Source organism: Nitrososphaerota archaeon, from assembly GCA_011605775.1.
In the GTDB taxonomy this organism is placed as follows: domain Archaea; phylum Thermoproteota; class Nitrososphaeria; order Nitrososphaerales; family JAAOZN01; genus JAAOZN01.
The window spans coordinates 1-3,965 of record JAAOZN010000056.1; the positions used below are offsets into that span (position 1 = coordinate 1).

Consider the following 3,965-nt stretch of genomic DNA (forward strand, 5'->3'; position numbering starts at 1 on the left):
AGAGGGGTAGCTTCTTTCGAGGAAGTCCAGCACGTCTTCCAGACCACAGGGGAATATGATATAATCTCCGTGATTCACGTGCGTGACATGAAGGCGTTGAATGAGTTTAAGCAACGGGTGAAGACGTTAGAAGGTGTGAAGGATGTTGTGGTATGGGTTATAACAGAGCTCATAAAGATCGACCCAGCTCTACCAATTTACTGAACCAGCAACCTTTTGACAAATTTATTGCTGATAGAGTAAAGCGTAAATAGGAGAACGAAGCAAGTATGATCGATGGAGACGCAACCGCCCTTTTTAGCTTCATATGCTATAACCCAAGCTTGTAATCTGAAATGTAAACACTGCTATAGCGATGCTAAAGAAAACCCTTCTTCAGACGAACTATCGACTGAGGATGCGAAGAATCTGCTTGACGAGCTAGCAAATTGGGGGGTTAGGATGCTTATACTTGATGGTGGTGAGCCACTTTGCAGAGAAGACTTCTTCGATCTAGCACGCTACGCTTCGACAAAAGGGTTGAGGGTGGTTGTGGGGAGTAACGGTACACTGATTAGCGAGGAGGTTGCTGCGAAGATGCGTAAAGCTGGTGTCCAAGCTGTAGCGATATCTATTGATGGTGCAAGTGCTGAAACTCACGATAAGTTTCGTGGGGAGAAAAGTGCTTTCGAAAAAGCGATGAGGGGTGTTGAGTCCTGTAAGAGGGTCGGCTTACCATTCCAGTTCAACACGGTAATAAGGAGGCATATTCTAAAGGAGATACCGGATATTCTTAAGATGGCTGTAGACTATGGAGCGTCTGCCGTAGAGTTCTTCGACCTTGTGCAAGTAAAGAGGGTTAAAGAGGAGTGCCCAGACGAACCTCTTAGTGTAGAGGAGAGGAGGATAATAATGGAGTGGCTCGCTGATGTGCAGCGCGAATACCCCTTGATAATTCGTGTCCCAGCCTGCCCCATGTATCCTTTATCCCTCAAATATAAGGGTATTCAACCGAAAATGGTTTCAAATGATTTACTGCGTCGAATTCCGTACTATGATAGAGGGTGCGCAGCTGGTATGTCCAACGGCTACATCACCATACTATTTAACGGCGATGTAATCCCCTGCATGCTACTCCAATACAGGCTGGGGAATATTCGCAGAGAACATCTGCGTAAAATATGGGAACACCCGTTCCTCGTTAACCTTCGCTCAAGAAGCCTTTTGAAAGGCGAATGTGGAAGGTGTAGGTATAGAGAGGTATGCGCAGGCTGCAGAGGGAGGGCTTACGAGGAAACAGGAGACCCCCTTGCAGCTGACCCAGGCTGCTGGCTTAAGGAGAGTTGACTAATGGTTAAGAGTAAGAGGTTGGCTTTGGCAACACTCTTCGGGGTGGTAATATTCGCATCGAAGATGCCGCTTGTGACACCTCTTGATAAGGCTGCTGTGATTGTTCAAGCGCTCCTACTACCCCTAGGCTATTTGGTGATGGGGAGGTTTGGTGCAACGTATGTGGCGGTGGTAGGTGGGCTGCTAACAGCTGTCCTTAGACCAGCGCTTTCACCATTCACACTACTCTTCGCTCTGATCTATGGCATCCTTACCGACAGCCTTTGCACCCTACTTAAGGTTCGAGCCTCTCACCTCAGCACGCTCAGACTAACCATATCTATGTGCGTAAGCACAGCCTTGATCGGCTTACTCTCATACTACACTACCGTATACGCCTTCACACTGATGCCAAGAAACCTGATGGTGGAGGTGGTTATTCTGGTGTCCGGTACAGCAAGCGGGTTGGTTGGTGGGTATATTGCATCAATAGTGTGGAGAAAGTATCTCTCAAAGGTGGTAGCGAAGATTTAGCCGGATAAGCCCTTTCATACTTTGTCTCTCAGGGCTATTTTCTTGCCTCCTGTATTTGTAATTGACAATTCTGACCGAAAGGTTCAGATAATGACCCTTGCATTATTAGCATATATGATTAAAGATAGTTGGAGCAGAATATACCGAAGATTGGCGCTGGTAAACGCAGTTATAGCTGCGGCTTGGACACTAATACTTATAACACGTATTAAACCTCTCTCCTACCTTCTCCCCATTATGGCTGAAGGGGGCCCGGGAACGTGGCTTATACTTGGATACATCCTATTTATTATGATCGGTTTCTGTGGATTCATAGGCTTCTCAACACTGTATAAGCAGCTCGAAGAGGAAGGGCGTGTAGTAGACGGAAGGTTGGCCGCTATTGGTTTATTTACGCTATTTATAGGCGCAACGCTGGCTACAATGCTTCTTGGAGTTGGAGGTGCGATAGGAGGGTATGCTAGGAGTATAAAGCACCTACCTACACAGCAAGTTCAAGCCATACTGGAGCCGTTTGTAGACGTCATAACAGCCTTCACGATTATTGCCGTATTAGGTGTTTTGTTCAACATTGTGACCATCATTAGATCGAAGCAGATTCCCAAAGGCGAATAAACGTGTTTTGCCTTCGGAAGCAGATAGCCCTCACGTTTGTCGCACTAATCCTATTTGCAAGCTATTCAGGAGCGCTCACCGCTGCCTTAAGTGAAAATGAGGGTAACCAGTGGGTAGAGGTGAAGTTGCCTTGGGCACTCGGCCTGGTTTTCCCCGATGGTACACCTTTAGAAAGAGGTTTCAGATTAGATTGGAGCGCGGTATCTAATATAACTGTGGTCATCAGGCTGCCTAATATAACGTGGACAGATAACACCATCTATCTTATCCTTTCAGCCATGAATAGTGAAGGTGAGGTTCTTCAAGTCGCAGCTGGTCTTAACCCTGATGTGCAGACGTGGATGCTATACGCATTCTACATAAGAAATATAGCTGAGTACCCCCAGACTTACATCTGGGTTGCAAACAGATCACTACCACAGATGTTTGCTAATGATAGAATATGTCTTACGCTATACAGGATTTACGATGAAGGGTGGGGCTACGCTGTGTTGAACCTCATCACAGGCGATAGGTCTATGGGCATATTCCCAGCAAGTAATGTGCAGCTAAGAAGCGGGGAGCAGGAAGTCTTTGCCTTTGAGTCATATACGTCAAACCCCGCTGTGTTCAAGGAGATGGGTGAAGCCGTACTTGAGGACGTTTACATAGATGGATTGAGGGTTGAAGGGGAAGGATATGTGCTCGGAGGCTGGGATCCCTTGCATAAACCCCTCTTCCTAGTGGGTGGTGGAAGCCCACCTAGCTTTATCGCAGTTACCAGTAGCTCAAGTGAATGGAAATGGGTTTACAGCCCTGTTGCGAGTTGGGAGCCCTCTGCTACATCACTCTACGTTGCTCTAATTTATGCATTGACATTAGCGGTTACAGCTATGTTAGTAATGATGTTAATAAAAAGAAGAGGGGGCTTGGGTCGGCTATTGTCTTCTAAGGTAGGTTATCACGTAGCCTAATCCGCCTGCGAGGACACCTATACCTAAAGCTATTATGAAGTACCCTATAGGTTCCACATATCCAGCAATAAGAGGATGCACTTGACCCGGGTTTGTGTAGCCTAAGCCTCCGAGTTGTGTTGGTTGTAGAGCTTTGCCTCCTGTGTAGCCAGCTATCATGAGGAGCCAAGTTGCGCCAGCTACGCCGACATTCATTAATATGAAGTGTATGCTTGCCAGCACGTTTCCTAGGCCTTTAAAGGGCTTCTTTAGGGTCACTTCGATATGATGATAGAAGAGGCTTGTCACAGCTACACCAATTACTCCTACAACGATATAGGATATGTAGCCTACAAAGAACCAAGTTCCAGCGCTGCCGCCAGCTATGATTCTCGAGATAGGTGGCTGTACGAATGGTGCTACGATTAGAATCGTCCACACCAGCGCGCAAGCGCCTTGAATGACCGCCGCCCAGATGAATCTGTTCGCCCATCGGCTAACCGCAACCTCACCAACCATCTTCGCTCATATTTCCCTATTTATCTAGCATTAAATAGATGTATCGTATATACTAAA

General features: G+C 46.8%; 6 protein-coding genes. 5 read left to right on the forward strand and 1 reads right to left on the reverse strand.

Going from position 1 to position 3,965, the window contains the following annotated elements:
* The 5 genes from HA494_05215 to HA494_05235 all read left to right on the forward strand — a co-directional run.
* Window positions 1-204: Lrp/AsnC family transcriptional regulator (locus HA494_05215; GenBank protein ID NHV97171.1), on the forward strand; the 204-nt coding region annotated here is incomplete at its 5' end.
* Window positions 205-276: 72 nt separating this feature from the next.
* The gene (locus HA494_05220) at window positions 277-1,326 is read left to right on the forward strand and encodes a radical SAM protein (protein ID NHV97172.1); all 1,050 of its coding nucleotides are present in this window, start codon (window positions 277-279) and stop codon (window positions 1,324-1,326) included.
* Between the two features lie 3 nt (window positions 1,327-1,329).
* Window positions 1,330-1,842 (forward strand): hypothetical protein, encoded by a 513-nt coding sequence (locus HA494_05225; protein ID NHV97173.1) that lies wholly within the window; start codon window positions 1,330-1,332, stop codon window positions 1,840-1,842.
* A 90-nt stretch (window positions 1,843-1,932) separates the two neighbouring features.
* A complete protein-coding gene (locus HA494_05230) occupies window positions 1,933-2,457 on the forward strand; it encodes a hypothetical protein (GenBank protein NHV97174.1) in 525 nt (174 codons plus the stop codon).
* A 2-nt stretch (window positions 2,458-2,459) separates the two neighbouring features.
* Window positions 2,460-3,410, forward strand: a complete 951-nt coding sequence (locus tag HA494_05235) for a hypothetical protein (GenBank protein NHV97175.1) — start codon at window positions 2,460-2,462, stop codon at window positions 3,408-3,410.
* Here the strand turns inward: HA494_05235 and HA494_05240 are convergent.
* Window positions 3,375-3,908 (reverse strand): hypothetical protein, encoded by a 534-nt coding sequence (locus tag HA494_05240; protein ID NHV97176.1) that lies wholly within the window; start codon window positions 3,906-3,908, stop codon window positions 3,375-3,377. The two genes, HA494_05235 and HA494_05240, sit on opposite strands and share 36 nt — an antisense overlap.
* Between the last annotated feature and the right edge of the window lie 57 nt (window positions 3,909-3,965).